A 25,091-nucleotide genomic window follows, 5' to 3' on the forward strand; every position below is an offset into this window, starting at 1 on the left:
TAAAATGTTTCGCAAAATCAATTTACAACTTTGAGGGGAAACCTTTAGGGAGTACCCTCATTTTAAAAAATTAGTCGGTCACTAGTGATTGTTTTTATATAATAATCAAAAACAACAAGGAAACCAACTGCATTACTTTTGCCAAGGTATTTATTCTTAATATCAATAATATCAAAAGGTTTACCAATAGAAACAAGTTGATTATAAAAATCATTTAAGTCAGTGATAATTTTTTTAAGGCGTGTGTTGTAAGTCTTAGAAGAAGGAGTTTTCGAATCGATTTGTTGATTTATCTCATTCCAATCAAGCGGATCTATGCAAATTCCTGTTGACAATTCGACTCGTCTTTGATTCAATGTGACTCGGATGTACAAAGGACATGTACCGTCTTTTTTCACTTTGCTCTTCTTAATTGCATAATTTGTTATTAGTCTCATAATTAACAAGTTTTTTGATTGAAAATAGGTCTCGCTAACTTCTTCAAGTTAAGATGAGAAACTTTTACAACCAAGTTCAAATAATATCAATTTGAGTCAATTTGTATACTGGCAATCAGAGAGGTGCATTTTGCCGAGACCTATTTTATTTTTGAAACCATAGGTCTCGTTTTAGTCTCGTTTTTCTACTATTTCTTTGCTTTTTAATGAGTTTTCACAAAAATAAAAAAGCGCTTAAAACATTAGTTTTAAGCGCTTTTAGATCAATTTGATATATTGATCAGTACTCGAGGCGGGACTTGAACCCGCACGTCCAGATGGACACAAGATTTTAAGTCTTGCGTGTCTACCAATTCCACCACTCGAGCATCCTTGGAGCGAAAAACGGGATTCGAACCCGCGACCCCGACCTTGGCAAGGTCGTGCTCTACCACTGAGCTATTTTCGCGTTCAATACTTGCAATCATAAGCGCTTCGTGTAAGACTTATTTCCCGATTGCGGATGCAAATATAGACCTATTTTTGAAATCTCCAAAAGAAAAAAATACGATTTATTGAATATTTTTTACCCAACAAATCTATTTCACTCCTGTCCACCGCTTTATCTCATTTAATTTATTTAATGCTTCCACAGGAGTTAGGTTATTTACATCTATATTTAGTATTTCATCTCGAATTTGAGTCAGCACAGGATCGTCTAATTGGAAAAAACTTAACTGCATTCCTTCACGATTATTTGAAATATCGTCAATCGGTTTTGACAAATCCCCTCTTCGATTCGAGTTTTCTAATTCTCCCAGTATATCATTGGCCCTTTTCACCACGCTTTTGGGCATACCGGCCATACGCGCCACATGAATACCAAAACTATGGTTACTGCCTCCTGGAACAAGCTTACGCAGAAAAATCACCTTATTATCGACTTCCTTTACCGAGACATTATAATTCTTACAACGCTTATGCGTTTTCTCCATTTCGTTCAGCTCATGATAATGGGTTGCAAATAGCGTTTTGGCGCTTGCCCGCTTACTGTTATGAATGTGCTCAACAATGGACCAGGCAATGGAGATACCGTCGTAAGTACTAGTTCCACGTCCTAATTCATCGAACAACACCAAACTTCGTTTAGTTAAGTTATTCAAGATACTGGCCGCCTCGTTCATCTCAACCATAAAGGTTGATTCGCCCAAACTAATATTATCAGAAGCCCCAACGCGTGTAAAGATTTTATCCACCACCCCTATCGATGCTGATTCAGCTGGCACATAACAACCAATTTGCGCCATTAAAGTAATCAAGGCAGTTTGTCTTAGCAAAGCTGATTTACCTGCCATATTTGGCCCTGTTATGATGATTATTTGCTGTTTGTCATTATCCAGAAACACATCATTTGGCACATACTCTTCACCAATAGGCAATTGTTTCTCAATAACCGGATGACGACCTGCTTTTATATCAAGCTCCAAACCGTCGTGAATAACCGGCTGAACAAATTTAGAATCGATGGACAAAGTATTAAAAGCAGTCAAAACATCTATCTTGGCAAGCAAGTTGGCATTTAATTGAATGGCCGAAATAAATTCTGAAACAGCCAATACCAGTTCATTGTACAGCTTAGTTTCTATCCCTAATATTTTTTCTTCTGCCCCAAGAATTTTCGCTTCGTAATCCTTTAATTCTTCTGTAATATATCTTTCGGCGCTTACCAAGGTTTGTTTACGAATCCATTCTTCCGGCACTTTGTCCTTGTGTGTATTTCTAACTTCGATGTAGTAACCAAATACATTATTAAAGGCAATCTTGATGCTTGGAATATCCGTTTCTTCACCAAGACGCTGCTGCATATTGGCCAAATAATCTTTACCCGAAAATGCTATTTTGCGCAATTCATCCAGCTCTTCAGAAACCCCTTCGCTAATAACGCCTCCTTTCGAAATCAGCACTGGCGGTTCGCTCTGTATTTCGCCATGAATACGCTCACGAATGGTAATACAAGCATTAAGTTGATCACCAATATATTTCAAATGCTCGTTATCACTTGCCAAACAACCTTCCTTAATTGGATCAATGGCATATAAGGCCGTTTTTAATTGCAGTAATTCACGAGGTGTAATTCTGCCAGCAGCTACTTTTGCAACCAGTCGCTCCAAATCACCTATCGAATGAAGCGCTTCCGTAATAATATCCTTCAATTCAGGTTGCTTGAAAAAATGCTCAATCACACCCAAACGATCAACAATTGGTTTTACATCTTTCAATGGCAAAGCCAACCAACGTTTCAACATGCGCGAACCCATCGGACTTATGGTTCTATCAATCACATCAATTAATGATTTCCCTCCCTCATTTAACGAACCAAACAACTCAAGATTACGAATGGTAAACTTATCTAACCACACATATTTATCTTCGTCAATACGCCCAAGGCTAACAATGTGCTGAACTTTATGATGCTGGGTTAAATCGAGATAATGCATAATGGCACCAGCAGCAGTAATTCCGTAGCTCAGATTATGGACACCAAAACCCTTTAAGGAATTCGTCTCAAAATGCTTGAGCAAACGATCGTGTGCCGAATCAGGTGCAAAAGCCCAATCATCGTAGGCATATGTGTAAAATTTTGTTCCAAAAGCATCTTCAAAGATCTGGCGCTTGCCTTTTTCAAACAAAACTTCTTTTGGTTTGAAGTTGGTCAATAACTTCTCAACGTATTCGAACGAACCCTCCGAAGTTAAAAACTCACCAGTTGAAATATCCAAGAAAGCTACTCCAGCCACTTTTTTATCGAAATGAACACTCGCCAAAAAGTTATTTTCGCGATGCTCAAGTATATTATCATTAATTGCCACACCAGGTGTTACTAACTCCGTAACTCCTCGTTTGACAATTGTTTTTGTCATTTTAGGATCTTCCAGCTGATCACAAACAGCCACTCGCTCACCCGCTCGTACCAACTTTGGCAAATAAGTATCTAAGGCATGATGCGGAAAACCAGCCAACTCAACATACGAAGCCGCTCCATTGGCTCTACGTGTTAAAGTTATGCCTAATATCTCAGATGCCTTAATGGCGTCATCCGAGAATGTTTCATAAAAATCACCTACTCTAAATAGCAAAACAGCATCGGGATATTTTTCCTTAATGCTATAATATTGTTTCATCAATGGTGTTTGAACAACGCCTTTTTTTGCTTTTGCCAATGTATATCGTTTTTAACCTTCGTTCTAACTTAATTTATTCAAAACAAACAATTTCAAAAGGGATTATTCCAAATAGAAACCATTCAACTCAAACTCTGAAATGCAAAGATAAAAATATCAACAGGTCTTCGAAATGTTTCTTTACTTCACTTCAAATCCTATCAGAAACCATACTTTTCGTTAATCATCAATTTTTGATTTAGATCATTCTTTTGTATATTTAGACATACCTAAAAGAAAAATCTCTATGAATCAGTTTTTGAAAAATTTCGGAATTATCTTAATCATTATTGGCGTTGCCGTACTGGCTTTTTACACCATTAATAGCCCTGTAAGTAATACTCCATTGGTATTTGCCGGTATTTTAATGATTGGAGGAATCGCCGCTCACGTTATTCTTAACAAACTAATTAGTTAAAACATTTATGTCACAACAGGTCATTTGTACCTGTTGTGCATTTTATTGAATCACCTTCCCATATTGCCAAGATTGGTACCTGATCAATCTGAAAACAATAGTCTAAATCAGCTTCGTATCCTTTTTCTTTCAACACATTGTAATGGTAGCCACCAGATGCTATACTTATTAATTCTTGATGCGACACACTAGCCATTTGATGTAACATTAAAGCCGCATCGCTCAAATCGATATTATTGGAGATAGCCTTCAAACCCTCAATAATTTTACCAGCACATAAAGCATCCTCAATGGTAAACTTTCCATTGGTTCCTGAACAAACCAATACGACATCGTCTTTGCCATTCAAATATTTTACAAGGGCAGATAAATTTGAAAAAGCCCCAATTAAAAGCTCTTTGGCAGATAAAGAATTATTTATGGCAAGTGTTCCATTACTGGTAGTCATCACCAAGGTCTTTCCCTTAATGCCATGATGCATATATGAAAGCGGTGAATTTCCGAAATCGAAGCCAGATATGAGCTCTGCATTGCGCTCACCACCCAAAATTACATTACCCCCTCGTTTCAACTTCAATGCTATTGCCTCATCAGGAGTTAATACGGGTATAATATCCGACACACCAAATTTAAAGGCAGTTAACATCACAGATGTAGCTCGTAAAACATCAATTACCACTACCGTTTTACCTTGCACCTGTTCCTTCTCAACTTGCTGTGCCGTCAATACAACATCTATCTTCATCCTCGTAAAATATCTTAATTTACATTGTAATTTCTACGGTATAAAACTCTGAATCGCCAAAGTAAAAAAACGCCCGCAGAAGCCAAACCAACCAAATACCCAACCCAGATACCAAGCGGCCCCACATTAAACAAGAATGTTACAACATAACTAGACGGCACTGAAATTAACAAATAAGCTATTCCAGCTCCAATAACGGGAGCCACAACATCTTCCATTCCTCTTAATATGCCCAATGTAACCACTTGAATTCCATCAAATATCTGAAAGAGTCCGGCAATAAACATTAATCCAGCCGCAACTTTAATAACCTCAACATCATCAATAAATAAGGAGGGCAAGAAAAAGCGTAAAAGCAAGAATAAAATACCAGTTAATGTCATAAAGACAACGACTATATGCAAGGATGCAAAGGCCGTATTCTTTACTTCTGCAAAAAATTTCTTTCCTCGAAATATGCTCACTTTTATTGTTGTGGCTGAGGCCAAACCGGAGGACATCATATAGGTTATACTGGCCAAACTAAGAACAATCTGATGAGCCGCTAAACTAACCGCGCTGATCCACCCCATCATGATACTGCCAATACTAAATGCAAACACTTCTATAACAAACTGTAGACCAATAGGCAAACCTAAACTCCACATCTTCTTAAATGCTACCCAAGAAAAAGCATCATGATTTAATCCTCGAATCGTTTTATACAGCGACAACTTTGATGTTAAATAAGCAAAGGTCACAGCCATCATAACTCTTGAAACTAAAGTGCCAATACCAGCACCAACCAAGCCTAATTCAGGCGCACCAAAATGACCGTATATAAGAATGTAGTTTAGAATAACATTTAACACATTACCGCCAATGGTTATAACCATGGCTATTTTAGTATTACTAAGGCCTTCGGTAAATTGCTTATAAGCATTAAAAAGCTGAAATGGCAAAATTGAAAGAATTAGCAAAATATAGTATGGCTGTGCTTCTGTGGCCACATTTTCCTCTTGCCCCATATAGGGCATTAAAAAATAAATAGCTCCAGCCACCAAGGTAAGCAGAACACCAATAATTGCATTCGCAAATACCCCTTGCCTGAACCAGTATGCACACTTTTCTTTATCCCCACTACCAAAAGCCTTTCCAACCAAAGGCGTTAATGCAAACGATATTCCAACTCCGAAATAAAGCACATTAATGAAGATACTATTGGCAAAAGAAGCTGCTGCCAAAGGAGCTGTTCCCACCTGCCCCACCATCAGTGTATCAGCTAAGTTAACTAACATCTGACCAGCTTGGGCCAAAACAACTGGCGTAGCTAATTTAATATTAGGCCAATAATGTGCCGTATATCTATTGTGTAGGTTCATTTATTAAAAATTGAGCCACAAAACTACAAAGAATACAGCTATAAAAATCAGCTTCGCGTATGATGTTGAATCATTTCGTAGAAACGGCCTTTCTTTTCCAAAAGTTCATCATATGTGCCTGATTCTAAAATGTTGCCTTTTGAAAAAACATATAGATCGTCAGCTATGTCGATGGTACTTAATCGGTGTGCTACCATCACAACAGTCTTACCTTGCTCGCGAAGTTTTAATATTATATCTTTTACCTGCTGCTCGGTTCTATCATCTAAAAACGAGGTAGCTTCATCAAATACGTAGATTTCAGGATCGAGATACATAACTCTTGCAATTGCCAAACGTTGCCTCTGGCCACCCGATAACTGAATAGCATTTTCGCCAAGCCAAGTATATAAGCCCTCTGGCAAAGCATCAATGATATCATGTAAGTTTAAACGATCAATAATATCATTGAGTCGCTTCATGTTAGGCGAATAATCTCCCAAAGCAATGTTCTCAATAACATTACCCGCAAAAAGCTCAATGTTTTGAGGAACAACACCTACAACCTTTCTTAGTTGCGATAGTGGTACATAGCCCAAATCAACACTCCCAATTGTAATGCGACCAGAAGAAATAGGATATAAACCTTGTAATAAATAGCCAATGGTTGATTTTCCTGAACCGCTATCACCAAGCAATGCTGTAATACTGCCCTGTTTTATTACGAACGACAGATCCTTAAAAAGATCCTGTTCGAGTGTATACGAAAAGTCAACAGATTTAAAGGACACATCACCCTTTAGTATTAAAGCTTCGGTATTATCACCATCTGCTTCATGCTCACTCTTAAGATCCAATATTTCGAACAAACGATCCGAAGCAATCAATGCACCTTGCACCGTTTTATTCATGCCTAATAAACGCGCAATTGGGCCAGTAAAAAAGCTCGTGATTGCGAAAAAAGACATTAATTCACCTGGGGTTAATTTATTTTCGATTACAATGCCTGCGCCGATCCACAAAACAACAATGGTTAATAATCGATTTATCGTCAACATGGAAGAACCAGATAGAATATCAATTTTACCCGAACGATAAACTTCCTCCAGAACATTCATTAAACGATCCTCAGACTGCTCGGTAAAATACTTCTCTGCTCCCATTTGCTTAATGGTTCTACTAGCTCTAAGCGATTCCACCAATTGTATTTCAAGCTCGGCGGTTTTCTCCATTTTTTTTCGCTCAACCTTTCGGTTAACTCTATTGGTAACAAGAAAAACCAAAAGGTAAACAGGAATAACCAAACTTGTAAGTATAGCTAAATGCCAATTAACAACAAACATTACAAGAAAGGCAATCAGAACAATCAACACATCAACAACAGCCTCAACGGCAACTTGATTAATGAAATTCCGAATTTTAATAGCATCATTTACCCTTGAAATTAATTCTCCCACACGCATGCTGTCGAAAAAACGCTGAGGAAGCTTCATCAAATGCTCATAATAACTTGTTATTAAAGTTGTATCAATATTCTGACCAACTCGCAATACAAACCACGATTGCAGCATTCCAAGAACAACCTGAAATAAAACCAAGGCAACCATGATAACCCCCATTAAATTAAGAAGATTTTTGTTGTGTCCTACCAATACAAAATCAGTAATTTTCTGGATATAAATGGCTGTAGACACTCCAATAATTGAAAACGCCAATGCTCCAAAACCAGATTGCACAAAAACATGTCGATGTGGACGAACCAATGAATATAAGCGACGAGTAAGTCCCACTTTTTCATTACCTGCTGTAAAATTCAATGATGGAATCATAAGGATCGCTACACCTGTCCATTTTTCCTTGAAATCTGTCAAGCTAAGATGCAGCATCTTCCCCTCGGCTGGATCCATAACCTTAACAGCTCTCTTTCCAATTTTATATACAACTACAAAGTGATGTTGCCCATTTGATAGCTTTAGGTGAGCAATGGCAGGCAGCGGTATTTCAAAAAGTTCATCTGAGGTAATTTCAATTCCTTTGGCATCAAAGCCTAATTTCTCTGCTGCATGAATTAAACCATAGGCACTTGTCCCAATTCGATTAGTACCTGCTAATTGACGTATTTTCCAAACAGGTAATTTCAAACGATAATACCGGGCTATGGATGCCAAACAAGCTGCTCCACAATCCGTTTTGTCAAATTGTTGCACATTAAAACTCATGAAGCAGTTTTTGATTTTATTATTTTAGGATTTAGCCAATCATCTAGATTATCAAATATTAACTGAAACAAAGTACGCCTTGTAACCACAAAACGCCCAGTCAAGCTCATACCTTTTTTTACTTTCCCCTCCAGCCCATTACTTAATTTTAAATAAGATTCTGTCATTCTACTTCTTACAACATAAACGTAAACATCATTAACCTTAGTAACATCTTGCGCAATCTCAATGACCTCACCCATCATTAAACCCCATTGGTTATAATTAAAGGCATCAATCTGAAATCTAACTTCCATACCTTCATTAATTAATCCAATATCTGAAGAAGGTACGTAACTCTCAACTATTAGGTCATCCTCTGGGGATAAGTATGCGATGATATCATTTTCATTTACAAAACTTCCAATTGCCACTCCATTAAAGTCAATAATATGCCCATTATAAGGTGCGATTATGCAATGTTGCTGTTTTTCCTGCTGCAGTATTTTAAGGCGTGTAAGCACATCTTGACTCGAAACTGTATAGTTTCTTTTTTGCATTTCCCATTCTGCCTTAAGCTGTGAATCAAATGCCTTTAGCTCATCTTCCGATTCTTTTAAGTTAAAAGAATCCTCCTGCAATATAACTTCGGCCACCACCCCTTGCTCAAACAATAACTTTGTTCGATCAAAATCAACACGCAGCTTATTTATTTTACGTTGTAACTTGTTCGAATTAGCTTTAAAGTCAATATATTCCTTCTGATATAGCTTAGAACGAATTTGCTTATCTGCGCCAGGCCTTACCAGCTCCTCAATATCACGAATATATGTAGTATATAAATCTAATTGCTCTTGCTTTATACTTAGCTCACTTTCCAAACCACTTTGATCAAAAACAAGAAGTGTATCTTTTGCATTCACATACAAGTTCTCAGAGATTCTAACTTGTAAAACCTTTGCGGTAATAGGTACAGCTATCGGACTAATTTTATTAAATGTTTTAACCAGTCCTCTACTTTGAACGGTAACATCAACTTTAATAATAGCTAAGGATATAAATGAAACAAAGAATAAAAAAAGAAGTATCCAATACAATAAACTACCCCTGTAATGATAGTTTGAATAAGACACATGCTTACGGAAATTTAACTGCGGTATTTTAGTTTTGGGCATAGTGGTGTTTCAAAGCGCAATGAAATTACAACTTTTATATGAAACTGCCATGCGGAAGAATATTTCAAAAAGAAAGGGTGTTCTATGATAAAAAAAATAATTGTAGATAAACTAATCCTTTATCCACTTCAAACCATCTTTAAAATGGCCAAGATTGATGTATTCAAAAGAGGTTTCATCTTTAGAATAGGTAATTTGAGCCCCTAAAGATTTCATCATATCTAAATAAAAATAAAGCATACGAACCGACATGGATAATTTACCAGCCAGTTGTATTGGAGAACCTGTGCGTTTAAATCGGATTTCTTTATCAATCCAATCGATCGTTCGATTTATTTCAGTTATAGCCATATCACAAAATTTACCCGATTAATAAAAGTAGGAAAGAGAAGAAGAGGAGATTAAGAATCGGGAATCTTGGGGGCTCCTGCTTCTTCTTTTCACTAACAGCGGTACCTACGTTAAGATACCATTTCTGAATTGAGATATTTTCTAGCTCGTGCCTTAGCACCTATATCTTTATATTGAATCTGACTCGTCCAAAGTCCTTTTCAATTAAATGGATACTTATTAAATCTTAACCTTATTACTTTCATCTTTAGCAATTCCATCTCCACCTACAATCTTTTTTAAAAAATCGCTTTGTTTTGCGTCAAACTTGTTAAATTGATTGCGTTTTTTAATATTGTACTTGATTGCTTTCATCACACATTGTTTTAATTAGTTTACATGGGTTAATTGCAAAAAGATAGAATCGTAACACCTTTTTTTAATTTATTTTTAATTTATTTTTAAACTCATGCTTCAAATAAGGTTCATCATATTGATTATCTTGATATTAACCCTACCTAAAAACAATTCCGCACAAACAACTATCACTAACATAATAATAATTAAGAACGAATTCAACTCCCATTCTTACGAATCAGTTATTCAAAAAGGAAACGATTATTTTATAAGTAAGAACAAAACATTACTAGAGGATGAGGAATTACACGCGCTTGCCTGTGTTTTAAAATCATTCAACTATACAGAAAGAGCTAAAGAAGCTACAGATTTTCTAACCATTATAGAACAAAAACAAAAATCCGTTTTATTTGATAACTACATCCAACTCTATAAAGGCTCTTTTTATATCATATTAAATAAGAGAGAAGAGGCTATATCACTACTAGAAGATCTACTAAAAACAGGAGTTAAAGAATTCCTTGTAGACAGTGTTTTGACTAAAATCTACTCCAACCTTGGAACTATTCATAGTATTAATAAGGAGCACAAGAGTGCACTCGATTATTTTGAACAAGCATTCAATATTGACAAGAGATTACTTATTAAAACCGGAGATTATGAAAATTTTAATACAGGTGCAGCCAGTTACTTACAAAAATTGGGTAATGTATACTGTCAATATGAAAAGGTAATTGAGCAATATCATGAAATCTTTGCCTACCCTTTTAATCATGACATTGAAACCCATAATTATTATCTTTTCGCCACCTACATAACTGTCTGTAGTTATATAGGCAATGATGCTGATTTTGAGAAATACACTAATCGTCTCGAAAAATTTTACTTAGAACAATCACCAAACCTAAAGAGCGATCTGGCCTTCTTATATTTTAAAAAAGGAGATTATTTATTTATTCAAAAAAAATATACCGAAGCAAACTCCTACTATAAAAAAGCTATTTCACTTATGGTAGCAGAAGAATCCTACCATAACAAACGACCTAATTCTTTTAAATTATTGGCAATAAGCAACCTAAAACTTGGAAAAGAAAAATTGTCAATTTATTACGCCAAAGAAGCAATTAAAGAAAGTAAAATTCGTAATGGCAAACGAACCCATGAGTATTATGCAATTGCTGCACAGGTCAACGCATTTTTTAATAAACCAAGGATTGCCTTGGCTTATTTAGATTCTGCAATAATCTATAGGGATCATTTTACCAATTCTAAATACAAAAGTGATAAAAGATTTGAAGAACAATTAGCAAAGGTAAATATACACTTAAAGAATTATTCAAAAGCACTTTATCACTTCGAAGAACTAAATGAAATTTTAAACCATGATGCCAATTATGGACAGTTTGAGTTCTGGGAAAACAAAAATAACATTGCTCATTGCTACATTGGCATGGAGCAGTATGAAACAGCTATTTTACTTATAAAAGAATTACATGATGAAATCATTTCCCAATTTCAAAAAGATATCGAAACCAATCCTCAATCACACATCGCACGTTTATTTCGTCGAGCAAACTTAAATTTATCCAAAGCACTTTATCTATATTATAAAAAAACACAGAAGAAAGACGATCTGGAAGAAGCATATAAACACTTATCACAAGCCAATCAATCCATTGATTATTTACGTTCTCAACTAAATTTTGATAGTGACCAGATGGCTACAGGTGAATCATATGCCGAATACATTGAACTTGGAATGAAAATAAACAGTGACTTATATGCATTAACAAAAGACAAGACTTACTTAGAGTCAAGTTATGAATTTGTACAAAAAGGCAAATCGTACTCTCTTCTAATAGGCGTTAATGATAAACAATGGAAAATTAACGCTGGCCTACCAGCCGAACTAATCAAAGACGAAGGTTTCTTTAAAGGTCGGGTGCAATTTTATCAAAATGAATATGAAACGGAGAAATTTAGTTCGGAACCACGAGAAGATATTCTTAGTCACCTGGATGAACGCATGAGTTTTTATATGCAAAAGATGGATAGCATTAATGCAATTATCAAAACTAATTATCCCAGGTATTTCCAACTAAAATATGCCCCACAATACGCATCTATTGAAGACATCCAAAAACGACTTGGGGGCAACCATGTTCTATTGGACTATTACCTACTAAAAAATCAAATCCATACATACACTATAATACCCAATACTTTTCATCACCATATTTCCGAAGTTGACAGCAGCTTTCACCAAAACTTAAATCTTGTTATCAACGAAGTGGCTTCACCATTTATTGCAGCAGGAAATACGATACAACGAATACAAGAATTTGCCAAGGCATCACATCAACTCTACCATGCACTTTTTGAAAATAATCCTGTGGATTTAAAAAACAAAAACCTAATAGTTGTTCCACATCAAGAGTTGGCTTATTTACCTTTTGAAACTTTACTCACCAAAGATGTGTCAGAAGCTAAACCAGATTTTAGACGTTATCCTTGGTTATTGAATGAAAACACAATCTCTTATACTTATAATGCCTCATTGCTTCCTAAGCATTCAGAAAAAGCTATTACTTTTAATAAAGTTACGTCCTTCGCGCCTAAATACACAGGAAGTACTTCGCAACCTGATTCCATTTTAATAGCCATAAGAAGCACTTTAAACAATTTTTTAATGCCATTAAATGCAGCTCAGGAGGAAATACAAAACATTGACAAATTATTCAGGTCAGAAGTATACAATAACGAACAAGCAACAAAAGCTAATTTTTTAAATACCATTGACGAGAACAATGTGCTTCACTTGGCAATGCACTCTCTCAATGATGAAGTGCAACCTTTAAATTCTCAACTCGTTTTTTCAGCGAACAACGACACATCGGATGTATTAAAGGCATTTGAAATATACAACTACAACATAGAGTCACCAATGGTTGTACTAAGTGCCTGTAATACCGGGCGAGGCAAGAAGAAATCTGGAGAAGGACTTATTAGTTTGGCAAGGGCCTTTACATTTTCGGGTGTTCAAACTCAAATAATGACTTTATGGCCTGTACATGATAAATCAGGAGCCACCTTAACCGAACTCTTTTATAAAAACCTCAAGAATGATAACTTCAAGGATGTGGCCATGCAAAAAGCCAAACAAGATTTTATTGCTAACTCCGATGGTATTAGATCTCATCCATACTACTGGGCAAACTACGTAGTTTCGGGCAATACCAGTCCAATAAAGCAAGGCTCACATCTCATATGGTATTTATTAGCGAGTATCGGATTAATAAGCTTAATCACTGTTCTTTTAATTAAACTAAAAAAGCGCCATTGAAAAGAAATTCAATGACGCTCGACTCTTATTCTTATCTTCTATTATAAATCTAATTTCTTTAGTATTTCGGATGCTTTTGCTGAATATTGGTTATTACCTTTAACAACTTCATTCAATAACACCTCTGCCTTACTCTCATCATTATCTTTCAAATAACACAAGGCTAAATACCAGTTAATTTGATCGGAGTAGAATATTGCATCATTATTAATGCCATTTAATATCCCTTTGGCTTTGTCAAAATCACCCATCTCCATGTAACACAAAGCACTGAAAAAACCTGACAATTCAATATTTTCACGTTCTAGCCTTTCGAATTCACTTAATGCCAATGCCATATTACCATTCTGGTAAAAACCAATTGCCTTATCCAATTGATTAAAATGACCTTCACCGCGAACAACCATATCCGTTCCATAAGGCTCATAATATTCGCTAAATGCGTAACTACCCGAGTATTCTGAATTTTGGAAAAGCCCCAACAAACTAGCCAAACCCAACACCACCACAACTGAAGCCGCTGCCATCCATACTCCCGGATGTATTCGATGCCTCTTATCTTGTTCCTCTACAAATTCTTGACTAATATCTTTTAACTGCTGCCTGAAATCCATAGTATCATCGTCGCCATTCTCAATAGCAAACAATACTTCCTGCTGAAGTCTGATATCCTCAAGCAATTGTTCGTTATTATCAACATCAGCCTTAAGCTCATCTCTCTCGTCCTTGCTTAAGTCACCGGAAAACAACTCCAATATTTTATCGTTATAATCCATATTTCAATTCTTTAAATTGTGGATCAGCCTTTATCATCTCTATTAATTTCTTGTTACACATCGATCGGCGATTTTTCATGTATTGAACTGAACTAAATGCCAATTCAGATGTGATATCTTCATTTGAGAAACCAATTGAAACGAGGCGTAGTACATCCTGACAAACCTTTGTAATTTTCTTAAAATATTTCAAATAAAGCAAACGTCTTTTTTCGTAAAGCTTCTTTTCTTCAATTCCATCAGCCTCAATCAATACATTGTCACCAATACCATTTAGTATTTTTTGCTCACTCTTGCGCTTGCGTAGCTCATTCAACCATAAATTTTTACATATAGAATAAAAGTAAGTGCTGAATGCGCAAGTTAATTGAGGTTTCTCTGTTTTTGAATAAATAGCAACAAAGGCCTCATGAATTATATTCATGGCCTCATCCTTATTTCCACTGTTATCAGACACAAAGCTTTGAATAGGTCCCCAAACCATATTCATGATGTGTTTTATAATCTTTCCTTCACGATTATACACCCCTTCTAACAATTCGTTATCTGTATAACGCTCTTTCTTCATCACTAATCGATTTTACGTCCAAAATAACAAAAAATATATGTTAAACCAAATTCTTTTACAAATCTAAAAATTCAAATAAAATTCTTTCATTAGATTTTTAAAATCATCGGAATAAGCATGTCTTCCTTTGTCTTCAACAATTATGGTCCTTTCTTGCAAAGGCTTACCCTCACCCTTACAGAACTCCAACAACACTCTGGCAATTGGCTTCTTAGGTGTAGGTTTTACGTTTAATTTTCGAATAAGGTTATAGTTATAAGGATTTATTTGTTCCAAAAACTCTAATTCAAGATCAGCAGGTATAATAACGGCCAGTCTACCATTCGGACATGACAATTTATGCGCACAAGAAATTAATTGGTTAAATGGCAAAGCATCATTATGCCTTGCTAAATTTCGATTATCATTACTTGACTTAAGACTACTTTTAAAAAAAGGTGGATTACAAATGATTAAATCAAATTGTTTAGTGCTGCTTTTGGCATAGGCTTGCAAAGTGATATTATCAACCGATAAGCGAGATTCCCAAGGCGATAATTTGAAATTTTCATCCGCTTGCTGAACGGCTCCAGGTTCAATATCAATGGCTGAAACTTTAGCGTTCTGATTCCTTTGTGCCAACATCAATGCAAGCAAACCAGTTCCTGTACCAACATCAAGTATCTCTTCACAATTATCGACACTGACCCATGAACCCAAAAGCACACCATCGGTACCTACTTTCATGGCAGCCTTATCTTGATTTACTAAAAATTGTTTGAACTGAAAATAACTATTCGCCATACCTAAAATTTCTCATCAACACCTAAACCAAACAGGGCGAAATCATATTTCACCGGATCATTTATATCCAATTTCCGCAGAGTACGCATTACTTCATCCACAGCTTTTATATCGTTTTGCTTTCTATTTAAAATAGCAAGCTTACGAGTTACATTACCAGTATGAACATCCAATGGAAGTAACAAATCAGCTGGTGAAATACCTTTCCACAAACCAAAATCCACCCCTTTACTATCGCAACGCACCATCCATCTCAAATACATGTTTAATCGTTTCGCAGAGGCTCCTTTCTCGATATTGGCAACATGCTTAAAAGTCCTTTTTTCGGGATTGAAGCCCATAAAACAACTTCTAAACTGAATCAATGATTGTTTAATTCCTCCTTGAAGATAAGCTTGTGTAAATACTTTCTCTAAGCCACCATGATTGCTATATATTTCTTTCAAGGCACGAAGGAAATACAAGCAGTCAGCGGAAGAAAATGTGCGATAATAAAAACTTGCAAATCGATCCCAATCGCATTCATCAGCTTCCGTTAAAAATTGGTAGGGTTGATGCTCCAATAATTCCATTAATTTACATGCACTCTTCAATATTTGATCCCTTCGACCCCATGCAATTGTAGCGGTAAGAAAACCTGCGATTTCAATATCCTCTTTTACAGAGAAGCGATGCGGAATTTGAATCGGATCACTATCGATGAAATTTGGATTATTATACTTGTCCACCTTTTCATCAAGAAATAATTTTAATTCATCGATGTGCATGGTCTAATTACTAATTAAACCATCTTTAATTTCAATCACACGATCACACATCTCAGCTAAGTGATAGTCATGGGTTACCACAACAAAAGTATGATTAAACTCTGAACGCAGATCAAAAAATAATTTTTGCAATTCTTCCTGATTATGAGAATCAAGATTTCCCGAAGGCTCATCAGCGAATACAACGGCTGGTTCATTTACCAAAGCACGAGCTACGGCAACCCTTTGTTTCTCTCCACCACTTAATTCAGCCGGTTTATGCTCCAAACGATGATTGAGACTTAAAAATGAAAGTAATTCTTTCGCTTTCTTTTCAGCTTTCTTACGAGAATCGCCACGAATTAAAGAAGGTAAAATAGCATTCTCTAAGGCCGTAAATTCGGGTAATAATTGATGAAACTGAAATACGAAACCAATTTTTGTATTTCTGAATTGTGACAATTGTTTCTCATTCATCGCCAGCACATCACTACCATCAATGCTTATCTGACCAGAGCTGGGTTTATCTAGGGTTCCTAACAACTGCAATAAGGTAGTTTTTCCTGCTCCACTTGCCCCAACAATCGATACAACTTCACCGGCATCAATACTTAGATCAACTCCCTTAAGTACTTCCAGATTGCCATAACTCTTTCGTATATCAGTACAAGTAACCATAAATTAAATAAATAAGATATAAATATAAGTGACGTAGAGCAATAATAACATGACACCCTTCCAGCGCGAAATAACACCCTTTGAAAGTGGCAACAACAAAACTAGTAACAAAATGGCTATACCAACCATCCAACTATAATCGACTTTTATAAGCTCATTACTTACAGAAATTGGCTTAATAACAGATGTTAACCCTAATACAGCCCAAATATTAAAGATATTTGATCCAATAATATTACCAATAGAAATATCTGATTCCTTTTTAATAGCAGCTATTAACGAAGTTGCTAATTCAGGTACACTCGTTCCAAAAGCAACAACAGTAAGTCCAACAACTCGTTCACTAATACCAAAGTTGATAGCCAAATCTTTTGCACCTCGGATTAACCAGTCGGCACCAAAATACAAACCAATGGTAGATAGCAAAAAGAAACCGAAAGCCTTTAATAAACTAATATCGGGCTTCTGAATTTCTTCAGTATTTTCCTTTGTTTCCTTCCGGCTTTTCCACACCGAGAATAACAAATAAGAGCTTAATAAGACAAGAAATATAACACCTTCGACAAAGGACACCTTGTTATTTATACTCGCAATATAAAGGCCCACAGAAGCAACCATCATGACCAGCCAGTCAATCCAAACCGCTTTACGCTTCACTTTAACGGGGAAAACAATGGAAACAAGCCCAAGCACCAATGCTATATTAGCAATATTTGATCCAACCACATTTCCTATTGAAATATCAGAAGAATCACTAAAAACAGCTTTTAAGCTGACTAACAATTCGGGTGCTGAGGTACCAAAAGCAACAACGGTTACACCTATTACCAAGGTAGAAACATTAAAGTGACGTGCTAAATTAACACTTGCTTTAACCAACCAATCGCCACTAAAAAAAAGTATTACAAAACCAGCAATCAATAATAAAAAGGACATTTACGACAGTTTTAATCTTCAATTATATCTTCTCTTGAAATCGGACCGTCACCTTCAACTTTTTTATCATCTGCAGCTTCAGTTTTATTTTGCTTTTTGGTACTCGTTACTTCTGGTTTAGAATCATCATGCTCTTCGCCTTCATCTAACTTATATGGATCGTAATCATCGCCCAGTTCTGTATTAACCGTTTCCTTAGCCGATTCGATTTCCTTATTCACATAACTACGCGTTTCAGCAACATCTTTCTTTATATCGCTGGTATGCTCATTAAATTCACGCTTAATTTCATCAGAAGCCCTACGAAACTCATTCATTCCTTTACCTAATACACGAGCAATATCGGGTATACTCTTAGCTCCAAATAATAGCAATACAACTATGATTACGATAATAAATTCGCCACCTGATGGAAGAAATAATAAAGTCATACTTTTTCTTTTGATTGATCAAAGATAATAAAATAGAACGTCATCGCTAAAAAAAAGAAAAGCCCCAAGGCGAACCTTGGAGCTTTCTCTCTTAGTATATTTACTTATTTCTTTTTATTACGATTTAAGAAGAAATGTGAAACTGGTGTTGCGATAAATAATGATGAGTAAGTACCAACTACAATACCAATCATTAGTGCAAATACAAATCCGCGAATTGCCTCACCTCCAAACAAGAAGATAACCAACAATACTATAAATGTTGTTAACGATGTATTTACTGTACGACTAACCGTTGAGTTAAGAGCCGCATCAACAACATCACCTTGTTCGCGCTTAGGATAAAGACCAAAATACTCACGAATACGGTCAAACACAACTACCGTATCATTTATTGAGTAACCAATAACTGTAAGTATAGCTGCTATAAATGCCTGATCTATCTCCATTGAGAAAGGCATGATTGAATAAGTTATTGAGAAAATTCCCAATACAATCAGAACATCATGAACTAATGCTACCAAAGCACCTAGTCCAAATTGCCAATTACGGAAACGCATGATGATGTATAGGAATATTACAACCAAACTAAAGAAGATAGCATAACCTGCTTTTTCCTTAATATCACTTGCAATGGTTGGACCAACCTTTTGCGAACTCATTCTATGGTTTGACAAGAATTGCTCTTGTGTAACTCCAGCTTTAAGGTACGATTGCAAACCTTCGTAAAGCTTACCTTCTACCAAGTTATCTGTATCCTCATTGTTTACATCAACCATGTAATTGGTAGCAATGCGAACCTGGTTTCCTTCGTTACCAAACTGCTTCACCTCTACATTAGCTTCGTCAAATGCAGCTACTAATGATTTTTGAACATCAACAGATGATACATTCTCATCAAAACGAACTACAAAAGTACGTCCTCCTGAAAAGTCGATACCTAATTTTAACCCACGCGTTGCTAATGACCCAGCAGCAACAATAAGTAACACACCAGAAATTACGAAGAAAAGCTTTCTCTTTTCTAAGAAACGAATGTGTAGGTTCTTATATAAATTACGAGTAACGCTTGTATCAAATACTAATTTACGATCCTTACTCAACATCTGCTCTAGGATAAGACGTGTAATAAAGATAGCCGAGAAGAATGATGTAGCAATACCAATCATCAATGTTGTAGCAAAACCTTTAATTGGCCCTGTTCCGAATAAGAATAAGATTAATCCAGTTAAGAAAGTTGTTACGTTGGCATCAATAATGGCAGAATAAGCATTCTTATAACCATCCTGAATAGCTAAACGTACACCCTTACCAGATTTCAGCTCTTCCTTGATACGTTCATATATCAGTACGTTGGCATCAACCGACATACCGATTGTAAGCACAATACCGGCAATACCAGGTAATGTTAATACAGCTCCAAACGAAGCCAGAACACCCATGATGAAGAACATATTGGCAACCAAAGCAAAATCGGCAATCCAACCTGCACGGTAACCGTAGTATAATAACATATAAATAAGCACTACAATAAATGCCCAGATAAACGAACTTAAACCGCTATCAACAGCTTCTTGACCAAGAGATGGTCCAACAACAGTATCCTCAACAATACGAGCAGGAGCAGGTAATTTACCCGACTTCAAAATATTTGCTAAATCCTGAGACTCTTGTGGTGTAAAATTTCCTGTAATCTGGCTGCTACCTCCGTCAATTTTAGTATTAACAGTTGGGTAACTCTTAACATATCCATCTAAAACAATCGCTATACTACGACCAATGTTGGCTGCTGTTAAACGCGACCAGGTTTTAGAACCTTCAGCATTCATACTCATGCTAACCTCAAACTCACCTCGCTGGTTGGTTTGACTACGAGCAGAAGTAATAACATCACCTTCCAAAGGAGGACGGCCATCGAAAGTACTTACTTTTATAGCTACTAACTGGAACGCTCTTTCCTTTTCATTAATCTCCTCACCGAAACGAGCAACTAAACGATCCTTTTCAACCGGCTTATCCATCCAGTAAAAACGAACATCATTTGGAAATAAACTACGAATATTAGGATTTGCTATATAAGCGTTTACCTTAGCTGTGTCTCTTGATAATGCCATACCAACAATTGGACCTGGCTGCTGTGGGTGATTTGGCAGCAGAAATGAGAATAATGATTTAGCACCTGCATCTAAAGTATCAACAGATAAACTATCACTTTCTAATTGCCCCAACAAAGATAAGTCTTCAGCACCAGCTTCAGGCTTCTCTTCCGCTACTTCTTCCGAAGCAACAACAGCCTTTTTAGCTTCCTCTAACTCACGAACCTTAGCATCAGCTTGCATTAAGTTCTCGAATAATTCTGAGTTTTCATAGGTTTCCCAAAACTCAAGACTTGCTGTTCCTTGCAATAGCTTACGAACACGCTGCGGATCAGTAACACCTGGTAGTTCAACCAATACACGACCAGCTTTTTCTAATTTCTGGATATTAGGTTGGGTTACACCAAAACGGTCGATACGAGTACGAAGAATATTAAATGCATTATCAATCGCACTTGATGATTCTTCACGGATAACATCAAGAACTTCGGCATTTGTCGAGTTATAACTCACGCGCTCTTTTAGCTCAACGGTATTGAATATGGTTGACAATTGCGCATTTGGATCTATTTTTTCGAAAGCTTCACCAAATAAAGTAATGAAGTCGCTAGATGTATTTTTTTCACCTTCTTCGGCAGCTTTAAGCGCCTTAATGAAAGTTTCGTCGGTATTGTAGTTTGATAAAGCACGCACGATATCGGCAACTTTAACCTCTAATATAAGGTTCATACCACCTTTAAGGTCAAGTCCAAAATTTATCTCACGTTCTTTACACTCTTGATAAGAATAGTCTCTTAAGCCCCATAGAAAACTGTAAACAGTTTCATTTTTCATTGAGTCAAGATAGGTAAACTCAATATTTGAGTTACCATTGGCTATTTCTTTAGCCTCTGCTTCTACACCGCGTGTCTTAAAAGTAAAAAATAGTTGATATAAGCTGACTAAAGCCAATAAAATGGCAAAAAGTCTTATTGCTCCTTTGTTCTGCATTTGTTAGTAATTTTATATTATAAGTTTTGACACTTCACGTTACAATCGCGCAAATATATTGATTTTTTTGATATCCTCTATTCAATTATAGGAGCTAAATTAAAGCGAACACTATCATCATGAAAATCAGACAGTATTATTCTGGTTAAATTGATAAAATAAAGGAAACACAAAGATAGTAACGATTAATTAGGACTCAATCGGTCCATTGGACGCCATTTGGTAGGTCTGATAAAAAACAGAAATAAAGGCCAAACCAAGAACAGGAAGTGCCAACAATGGGAAATAATACAAATGAATAAAACTATAATATGAGTAACTTGCAATCCATGCTTTCAAGGCAATAAAAGCAGGTATAAATGCAATTACAACTCCCACAAAAACATAAACACTAAAGGCCGATAATACTTGCAGAATAACCGACTGCCTTGGGGCGCCCAGCAGTTTTTTAATGCCAATTGGTCTAGCTTTATACTCCATCATAAACGTAGCTAAAGCCACAATACCCATTATGGTCATGAATAAGGCTAAAATGGCAAAGACTGAAATTATTTTCACAATCCGCTTATCCTCATCATAAAGCTTATCTAAGCGCGATTTCATCATTGACCACACAAAAGGATCTCCATCCGAATGCTTGCTCCAAACATCTTCTATTTTACCTAAATCGGAGTTTGTATAATCATCATCAAGCTTCACCAAGATATAGTCAAAGCGCATTTTCTTACCTAACAACACCAAAGCTAATGGCCTTATATCTGCATAGTACGATTCGAAATGAAAATCTTTAACCACACCAACAACACTAAGTGCCCAATTCTTATTCCCCAATACCTCTATTGTTTGATTCAATGGCTTTTTGAGCGCATACTCTTCTACGGCAGTGGAATTAATGATTATTCCTAATGAATCATTCTTCTTATCAAAGAAACGACCATTCTTAAGCGTTACATTAAGTAATTCTAAATAATCCTCCTCTACATAATTTAAAGGCACCATAACCACTTTCTCTCCACCACCTGACTCTATCTTAAAGGTTCCATGAAAGTAATCATCCCCAGGCATGCTGCTACAAGCACTAACCAACTCAACTCCCGACAGCTGATTTACCTCCTCCTTAAATAAATCAAACTTTTCACCAACCGCATTACCTCGCTCAATAACCATTACTTTATCATAGGCAAAGCCAGGATCGTTATTTTTCACAAATTGAATTTGCCACCACATACCAGCTACAACAATTAACAAAAACATACTAACTGCAACCTGACAGCAAACCAATAGACCGCGAATTGTGATACCAATTTTTTTCACTTGATAATTTCCTACCATCACCTGCTCAGGCTTTAATCCGGCATAAAACATCGCAGGAAAACTACCGGATAAAATTCCGACTACAACAACAAGCAACAACACCCAGAAGAAATCTAACCAACCACTTAAAAGTGAAAACTCAAGATTAAGGTGAAAATAACTATTTAAAAATGGCAGCAAAAGCTCTAGCAATACCAATCCAAAGAAAGTGGCTCCAAAACTATAAACAACTGCTTCAGTTAGAAATTGAAATCCTAATTGACGGCGTGTTGCACCAATCAACTGACGCACACCAACTTCTTTGAAACGCCGATGCGACTTAGCCGTTGTTAGATTTATGAAATTAACACAGGTTGTAAGCAATATAAAAACCGCTATAAAAACAAAAAGCTTAACGTAAATAGGTTTAGAATTAACAGACAATTCGCCACTGAGGTGCGATGATAAATGAATGCTCGTAACAGCTTGCAGATAAAAATTCAATTCTATTTCATCAATGTCTATTTCCGAATTTAACATACCCGCAACTTGCTCTTGCAAGGCAAGTTCTTTATCCTGATTCAGCTTAACTTCATATTTGCCACTATCATAGCCTTCTTTCAACTTTACATAGGTATATCCATTGAGATACAACCAATCTGATTTCCAATTCTTAACATAGGCACTATCGCCCTTCTTCAACAAAATATTATCAATGGTTGAAATTGATGCCGCAAAACTAAAATTGAAATGAGTAGACGAAGGAAGATCCTCACAAACACCTGTTATAACATAATCAATGCCGGCTCTATTTATAGTTTGCCCCATTGCTTTAACATCACCAAAATATTTTCGTGCAACTTTTTTGGTCAGCACAATAGACTCCGGTTCAACTAAAGCTGTTTTTGAATCTCCCTCAATAAATGGAACATCAAATACCTGAAAAAAATTAAAAGGAACAAAACGAAACTCGTCTTCATTAAATTGTTTAGCTCCATTACTAACAACATTGTTAGCTCCAGGAATCATAAAAACGACCTCTTCCACTTCATCATATTTGCTAACAAATGAAGCCAGAGGCATAGGGCTAGAGGCACTATTAATAAAATTATTGCCCAACACCCCTTTGGTTGTATACCTATATATCCGCTGACTATCTGAGAAAGATTTATCAAAATTCAATTCATATTTTACCAGCAACAACACAAACAAACTCATAGTAACACCAATAGCCAAGCCCAAAACATTTAGCAAAGAATACATCCCCTGCTTTTTTATGTTTCGAATTGCAACTTTTATATGGTGCTTAATCATCATGTTTTATAAATCCCCTTTAATGCTATCAGTAATAATATGCCCATCATACAACTGCACTACCCTCTGAGTTTTTTGCGCTTCATAAGCTGAGTGAGTAGCCATAACGATAGTCGTTCCTTTTTCATGAAGCGAATATAATACTTCCATAAAACTACTTCCCTCATTCGAATTTAAACAGCCGGTTGGTTCATCAGCCAAGATTACGCTTGGATCAATTACTACAGCCCTGGCCAAGGCAACCAATTGTTTTTGCAAACCGGTTAAATGCTTTGGAAAAAAACCTTTAAGATGCGAGACACTCATTTGCTCAAGAATTGAATTTACTTTCATAACTCTATCCTTGCGCTTATATCCTAAATATTGAAGAGGTAATTCGATATTCTCAAAAACAGACAATTCCTCAATCAATCCAAAATCTTGAAAAACAAAACCGATACTTCCACGTCTTAAATTTACTCTTTGACGCTCCTTTAATCTGGTAATGTCGTGTCCCATAAACAACAACTCCCCCGATGTAGGAAGCTCAATTAAGCCAAACATATTCACCAAAGTTGACTTTCCTGAACCGGATGGACCAAGTAAACCAACAAAATCGCCAGCTTCAATATCAACATTGACATTCTGTAGGATTTTGCGCTCTACTCCACCATTACGATGGACCTTGGTTAAGTTACGTGTGTGAATCATGATAACTAATTGTGTCCGTTTATGGGATATTAGCGTCCGCTATCGTACACTAACATCTCCTTCATTCTTATAAATAACAACCCCATTGAGGAAGATAATCATACGCCTCCCAATCCCAAAAATAATCGTAACTAACTAATATTACGACCATTAATCAAATATTACTAATTCAATGAATAACCCAATACTACTACATTACGATTAATACTATGTCACTTTTTATGCCATTATCATTAAACCCTTATAA

20 protein-coding genes and 2 tRNA genes are annotated in these 25,091 nt (G+C 36.1%); 2 read left to right on the plus strand and 20 right to left on the minus strand.

Translation table 11 applies throughout. The features are described 5' to 3' along the window. Nucleotides 1-62 precede the first annotated feature (62 nt). From ACRD7B_RS14720 to mutS, 4 genes are all read right to left on the minus strand, one after another. Nucleotides 63-437, minus strand: a complete 375-nt coding sequence (locus ACRD7B_RS14720) for an Arm DNA-binding domain-containing protein (protein WP_430825337.1) — start codon at nucleotides 435-437, stop codon at nucleotides 63-65. 284 nt (nucleotides 438-721) lie between these two features. Next, a tRNA-Leu gene (locus ACRD7B_RS14725) sits at nucleotides 722-805 on the minus strand. Between the two features lie 5 nt (nucleotides 806-810). Next, nucleotides 811-885 (minus strand) — tRNA-Gly (locus ACRD7B_RS14730). Nucleotides 886-1,015: 130 nt separating this feature from the next. Continuing rightward, a complete protein-coding gene (gene mutS, locus ACRD7B_RS14735; protein ID WP_430825338.1) occupies nucleotides 1,016-3,637 on the minus strand; it encodes a DNA mismatch repair protein MutS in 2,622 nt (873 codons plus the stop codon). A gap of 247 nt (nucleotides 3,638-3,884) precedes the next feature. Between mutS and ACRD7B_RS14740 the strand changes: the two genes are divergently transcribed. Further along, the gene (locus ACRD7B_RS14740; protein WP_430825339.1) at nucleotides 3,885-4,055 is read left to right on the plus strand and encodes a hypothetical protein; all 171 of its coding nucleotides are present in this window, start codon (nucleotides 3,885-3,887) and stop codon (nucleotides 4,053-4,055) included. A 10-nt stretch (nucleotides 4,056-4,065) separates the two neighbouring features. Here the strand turns inward: ACRD7B_RS14740 and ACRD7B_RS14745 are convergent, their stop codons facing one another. The 6 genes from ACRD7B_RS14745 to ACRD7B_RS14770 form a co-directional block, all read right to left on the minus strand. After that, nucleotides 4,066-4,800 (minus strand): 2-phosphosulfolactate phosphatase, encoded by a 735-nt coding sequence (locus tag ACRD7B_RS14745; RefSeq protein ID WP_430825340.1) that lies wholly within the window; start codon nucleotides 4,798-4,800, stop codon nucleotides 4,066-4,068. 14 nt (nucleotides 4,801-4,814) lie between these two features. Further along, on the minus strand, nucleotides 4,815-6,161 hold the full coding sequence (locus tag ACRD7B_RS14750) for an MATE family efflux transporter (RefSeq protein ID WP_430825341.1): 1,347 nt from the start codon (nucleotides 6,159-6,161) through the stop codon (nucleotides 4,815-4,817). A 47-nt stretch (nucleotides 6,162-6,208) separates the two neighbouring features. Then, nucleotides 6,209-8,359 (minus strand): peptidase domain-containing ABC transporter, encoded by a 2,151-nt coding sequence (locus ACRD7B_RS14755; protein ID WP_430825342.1) that lies wholly within the window; start codon nucleotides 8,357-8,359, stop codon nucleotides 6,209-6,211. After that, complete coding sequence (locus tag ACRD7B_RS14760) at nucleotides 8,356-9,513, minus strand: HlyD family secretion protein (protein ID WP_430825343.1); 1,158 nt, start codon at nucleotides 9,511-9,513, stop codon at nucleotides 8,356-8,358. The genes ACRD7B_RS14755 and ACRD7B_RS14760 overlap by 4 nt, the downstream gene beginning before the upstream one ends. Nucleotides 9,514-9,624: 111 nt before the next feature. Beyond that, the gene (locus tag ACRD7B_RS14765) at nucleotides 9,625-9,864 is read right to left on the minus strand and encodes a hypothetical protein (protein ID WP_430825344.1); all 240 of its coding nucleotides are present in this window, start codon (nucleotides 9,862-9,864) and stop codon (nucleotides 9,625-9,627) included. A 219-nt stretch (nucleotides 9,865-10,083) separates the two neighbouring features. After that, the gene (locus ACRD7B_RS14770) at nucleotides 10,084-10,218 is read right to left on the minus strand and encodes a hypothetical protein (RefSeq protein ID WP_430825345.1); all 135 of its coding nucleotides are present in this window, start codon (nucleotides 10,216-10,218) and stop codon (nucleotides 10,084-10,086) included. 94 nt (nucleotides 10,219-10,312) lie between these two features. Between ACRD7B_RS14770 and ACRD7B_RS14775 the strand changes: the two genes are divergently transcribed. Beyond that, nucleotides 10,313-13,543, plus strand: a complete 3,231-nt coding sequence (locus ACRD7B_RS14775) for a CHAT domain-containing protein (protein ID WP_430825346.1) — start codon at nucleotides 10,313-10,315, stop codon at nucleotides 13,541-13,543. A gap of 41 nt (nucleotides 13,544-13,584) precedes the next feature. Here ACRD7B_RS14775 and ACRD7B_RS14780 read toward each other — a convergent pair whose 3' ends face one another. From ACRD7B_RS14780 to ACRD7B_RS14825, 10 genes are all read right to left on the minus strand, one after another. Continuing rightward, nucleotides 13,585-14,319, minus strand: a complete 735-nt coding sequence (locus ACRD7B_RS14780; protein ID WP_430825347.1) for a tetratricopeptide repeat protein — start codon at nucleotides 14,317-14,319, stop codon at nucleotides 13,585-13,587. Continuing rightward, on the minus strand, nucleotides 14,309-14,887 hold the full coding sequence (locus ACRD7B_RS14785; protein WP_430825348.1) for an RNA polymerase sigma factor: 579 nt from the start codon (nucleotides 14,885-14,887) through the stop codon (nucleotides 14,309-14,311). The genes ACRD7B_RS14780 and ACRD7B_RS14785 overlap by 11 nt, the downstream gene beginning before the upstream one ends. A gap of 63 nt (nucleotides 14,888-14,950) precedes the next feature. Beyond that, nucleotides 14,951-15,670, minus strand: coding sequence for a tRNA1(Val) (adenine(37)-N6)-methyltransferase (locus tag ACRD7B_RS14790; RefSeq protein ID WP_430825349.1), 720 nt, complete (start codon nucleotides 15,668-15,670; stop codon nucleotides 14,951-14,953). Nucleotides 15,671-15,672: 2 nt separating this feature from the next. After that, nucleotides 15,673-16,437, minus strand: a complete 765-nt coding sequence (locus ACRD7B_RS14795) for a TIGR02757 family protein (protein WP_430825350.1) — start codon at nucleotides 16,435-16,437, stop codon at nucleotides 15,673-15,675. Nucleotides 16,438-16,440: 3 nt separating this feature from the next. Continuing rightward, the gene (locus tag ACRD7B_RS14800; RefSeq protein WP_430825351.1) at nucleotides 16,441-17,094 is read right to left on the minus strand and encodes an ABC transporter ATP-binding protein; all 654 of its coding nucleotides are present in this window, start codon (nucleotides 17,092-17,094) and stop codon (nucleotides 16,441-16,443) included. Between the two features lie 3 nt (nucleotides 17,095-17,097). Continuing rightward, the gene (locus tag ACRD7B_RS14805; RefSeq protein ID WP_430825352.1) at nucleotides 17,098-18,030 is read right to left on the minus strand and encodes a calcium/sodium antiporter; all 933 of its coding nucleotides are present in this window, start codon (nucleotides 18,028-18,030) and stop codon (nucleotides 17,098-17,100) included. Nucleotides 18,031-18,041: 11 nt separating this feature from the next. After that, complete coding sequence (locus ACRD7B_RS14810; protein WP_430825353.1) at nucleotides 18,042-18,461, minus strand: twin-arginine translocase TatA/TatE family subunit; 420 nt, start codon at nucleotides 18,459-18,461, stop codon at nucleotides 18,042-18,044. Between the two features lie 104 nt (nucleotides 18,462-18,565). Beyond that, complete coding sequence (gene secDF, locus ACRD7B_RS14815) at nucleotides 18,566-21,547, minus strand: protein translocase subunit SecDF (protein WP_430825354.1); 2,982 nt, start codon at nucleotides 21,545-21,547, stop codon at nucleotides 18,566-18,568. Between the two features lie 189 nt (nucleotides 21,548-21,736). Next, nucleotides 21,737-24,157 carry an ABC transporter permease gene (locus tag ACRD7B_RS14820; RefSeq protein ID WP_430825355.1) on the minus strand — a complete coding sequence of 807 codons (2,421 nt, stop codon included), beginning with the start codon at nucleotides 24,155-24,157 and terminating at the stop codon, nucleotides 21,737-21,739. A 3-nt stretch (nucleotides 24,158-24,160) separates the two neighbouring features. Then, nucleotides 24,161-24,844: an ABC transporter ATP-binding protein gene (locus tag ACRD7B_RS14825; RefSeq protein ID WP_430825356.1), complete on the minus strand. Its 684-nt coding sequence runs from the start codon at nucleotides 24,842-24,844 to the stop codon at nucleotides 24,161-24,163. Nucleotides 24,845-25,091: the final 247 nt, after the last annotated feature.

It is taken from the genome of Carboxylicivirga fragile, from assembly GCF_050589805.1.
Taxonomy (GTDB): Bacteria; Bacteroidota; Bacteroidia; order Bacteroidales; family Marinilabiliaceae; genus Carboxylicivirga; species Carboxylicivirga fragile.

Coding starts and splice junctions, on each gene's coding strand:
- ACRD7B_RS14720 (WP_430825337.1), bottom strand. CDS start 437: ATGAGACTAATAACAAATTATGCAATTAAGAAGAGCAAAGTGAAAAAA.
- ACRD7B_RS14740 (WP_430825339.1), top strand. CDS start 3,885: ATGAATCAGTTTTTGAAAAATTTCGGAATTATCTTAATCATTATTGGC.
- ACRD7B_RS14745 (WP_430825340.1), bottom strand. CDS start 4,800: ATGAAGATAGATGTTGTATTGACGGCACAGCAAGTTGAGAAGGAACAG.
- ACRD7B_RS14750 (WP_430825341.1), bottom strand. CDS start 6,161: ATGAACCTACACAATAGATATACGGCACATTATTGGCCTAATATTAAA.
- ACRD7B_RS14755 (WP_430825342.1), bottom strand. CDS start 8,359: ATGAGTTTTAATGTGCAACAATTTGACAAAACGGATTGTGGAGCAGCT.
- ACRD7B_RS14760 (WP_430825343.1), bottom strand. CDS start 9,513: ATGCCCAAAACTAAAATACCGCAGTTAAATTTCCGTAAGCATGTGTCT.
- ACRD7B_RS14765 (WP_430825344.1), bottom strand. CDS start 9,864: ATGGCTATAACTGAAATAAATCGAACGATCGATTGGATTGATAAAGAA.
- ACRD7B_RS14770 (WP_430825345.1), bottom strand. CDS start 10,218: ATGAAAGCAATCAAGTACAATATTAAAAAACGCAATCAATTTAACAAG.
- ACRD7B_RS14775 (WP_430825346.1), top strand. CDS start 10,313: ATGCTTCAAATAAGGTTCATCATATTGATTATCTTGATATTAACCCTA.
- ACRD7B_RS14780 (WP_430825347.1), bottom strand. CDS start 14,319: ATGGATTATAACGATAAAATATTGGAGTTGTTTTCCGGTGACTTAAGC.
- ACRD7B_RS14785 (WP_430825348.1), bottom strand. CDS start 14,887: ATGAAGAAAGAGCGTTATACAGATAACGAATTGTTAGAAGGGGTGTAT.
- ACRD7B_RS14790 (WP_430825349.1), bottom strand. CDS start 15,670: ATGGCGAATAGTTATTTTCAGTTCAAACAATTTTTAGTAAATCAAGAT.
- ACRD7B_RS14795 (WP_430825350.1), bottom strand. CDS start 16,437: ATGCACATCGATGAATTAAAATTATTTCTTGATGAAAAGGTGGACAAG.
- ACRD7B_RS14800 (WP_430825351.1), bottom strand. CDS start 17,094: ATGGTTACTTGTACTGATATACGAAAGAGTTATGGCAATCTGGAAGTA.
- ACRD7B_RS14805 (WP_430825352.1), bottom strand. CDS start 18,030: ATGTCCTTTTTATTATTGATTGCTGGTTTTGTAATACTTTTTTTTAGT.
- ACRD7B_RS14810 (WP_430825353.1), bottom strand. CDS start 18,461: ATGACTTTATTATTTCTTCCATCAGGTGGCGAATTTATTATCGTAATC.
- secDF (WP_430825354.1), bottom strand. CDS start 21,547: ATGCAGAACAAAGGAGCAATAAGACTTTTTGCCATTTTATTGGCTTTA.
- ACRD7B_RS14820 (WP_430825355.1), bottom strand. CDS start 24,157: ATGATGATTAAGCACCATATAAAAGTTGCAATTCGAAACATAAAAAAG.
- ACRD7B_RS14825 (WP_430825356.1), bottom strand. CDS start 24,844: ATGATTCACACACGTAACTTAACCAAGGTCCATCGTAATGGTGGAGTA.